Source organism: Hydrogenophaga sp. (genome assembly GCF_051007235.1).
Lineage (GTDB): Bacteria > Pseudomonadota > Gammaproteobacteria > Burkholderiales > Burkholderiaceae_C > Hydrogenophaga.
This window is the reverse complement of the sequence record NZ_JBPCSJ010000388.1, coordinates 1-1,658: the sequence shown is the minus strand read 5'-3', so window position 1 is coordinate 1,658 and position 1,658 is coordinate 1. Positions and strand designations below refer to the sequence as shown.

The 1,658-nt window shown below is 66.8% G+C and carries 3 protein-coding genes; all 3 read right to left on the bottom strand.

What is annotated here, in order from left to right:
* Positions 1 to 116: acyl-CoA dehydrogenase N-terminal domain-containing protein (locus ACR2JA_RS13945; RefSeq protein WP_434009684.1), on the bottom strand; the 116-nt coding region annotated here is incomplete at its 3' end.
* Positions 117 to 189: 73 nt separating this feature from the next.
* Positions 190 to 1,119, bottom strand: a complete 930-nt coding sequence (locus ACR2JA_RS13940) for an electron transfer flavoprotein subunit alpha/FixB family protein (RefSeq protein WP_434009683.1) — start codon at positions 1,117 to 1,119, stop codon at positions 190 to 192.
* Positions 1,120 to 1,121: 2 nt separating this feature from the next.
* Positions 1,122 to 1,658, bottom strand: a 537-nt coding sequence (locus ACR2JA_RS13935) for an electron transfer flavoprotein subunit beta/FixA family protein (protein WP_434009682.1), incomplete at its 5' end; no start/stop codon positions are given.

Sequence of the window (1,658 nt, the reverse complement as noted above, 5' to 3'; positions counted from 1 at the left end):
GCCTGTGCGGTCTCGAGACCGGCGTCTTCAAATCCGGGCAAGGCCGCGACCTGGTCGATGCGCGCCAGGTGCTCGATGTTGAACAGCATGTCCTTGAGGGGTGCGGTGGAGCTCATGAAAATCTCCGTGGATCAAATGCGGATGCAAAAAAAGGGCATCGCACGCGATGCCCTTGTGGGTGCCAGCGGCTTACAGCTTGGACACCAGTTCGGGCACAGCCGCGAACAGGTCGGCTTCCAGGCCGTAGTCGGCGACGCTGAAGATCGGCGCTTCGGGGTCCTTGTTGATCGCCACGATCACCTTGGAATCCTTCATGCCGGCCAGGTGCTGGATGGCACCCGAGATGCCGGCGGCGATGTACAGCTGCGGCGCGACGATCTTGCCGGTCTGGCCCACCTGCAGGTCGTTGGCGGCGTAGCCCGCGTCCACCGCCGCGCGGCTGGCGCCGATGGCCGCGCCCAGCTTGTCGGCCAGCGGGGTCATCACTTCGTTGAACTTCTCGCTGCTGCCCAGCGCCCGGCCACCGCTGACGATGATCTTGGCAGCAGTGAGTTCGGGGCGGTCGTTCTTGGCGATCTCGCTGCCCACGTAGGCGCTCTTGCCGTTGCCCGCCGCAGCGGCCACGGTTTCCACGGCGGCCGAGCCGCCCTGGCCCGCGGCGTCAAAGCCGGTAGCGCGCACGGTGATGACCTTGGTGGCGTCGCTACTCTGCACGGTGGCGATCGCGTTGCCGGCGTAGATCGGGCGCTCGAAGGTGTCGGCGCTGATGACCTTGCTGATTTCGCTGATCTGCGCGACGTCCAGCTTGGCGGCCACGCGCGGGGCCACGTTCTTGCCCGCCGCCGTGGCGGGGAAGAGGATGTGGCTGTAGTTGCCAGCAATGGCCAGCACCTGGGCGGCGATGTTCTCGGCCAGGCCGTGGGCGAAGCCCTCGGCGTCGGCGTGGATCACCTTGGACACGCCCGCGATCTGCGCGGCGGCTGCAGCGGCGGCGCCGGCGTTGTGGCCGGCCACCAGGACGTGGACGTCACCCCCGCAAGCAGCGGCGGCGGTCACGGTGTTGAAGGTGGAGCCTTTGATGGAGGCGTTGTCGTGTTCGGCAATGACGAGTGCGGTCATGATCAGATCACCTTGGCTTCGTTTTTCAGTTTTTCGACGAGTGCGGCCACATCGGCCACCTTGATGCCCGCGCCGCGCTTGGCGGGTTCGGCCACCTTCAGGGTCTTCAGGCGCGGGGCCACGTCCACACCCAGATCGGCGGGCTTGACGGTCTCCAGCGGCTTCTTCTTGGCCTTCATGATGTTGGGCAGCGTCACGTAGCGCGGCTCGTTCAGGCGCAGGTCGGTGGTGACCACCGCGGGCAGCGTGATTTCCAGGGTTTCCAGGCCACCGTCGATCTCACGGGTGACCTTGGCCTTGCCGTCGGCGATCTCGACCTTGCTGGCAAAGGTGGCCTGCGGCAGGTCGGCCAGGGCCGCCAGCATCTGGCCGGTCTGGTTGGCGTCGTCGTCGATCGCCTGCTTGCCCAGGATGACCAGACCCGGTTGTTCCTTGTCCACCAGGGCCTTGAGCAGCTTGGCCACGGCCAGGGGCTGCAGTTCCACGTCGGTCTCGACCAGGATGGCGCGGTCGGCGCCAATGGCCATGGCCGTGCGCAG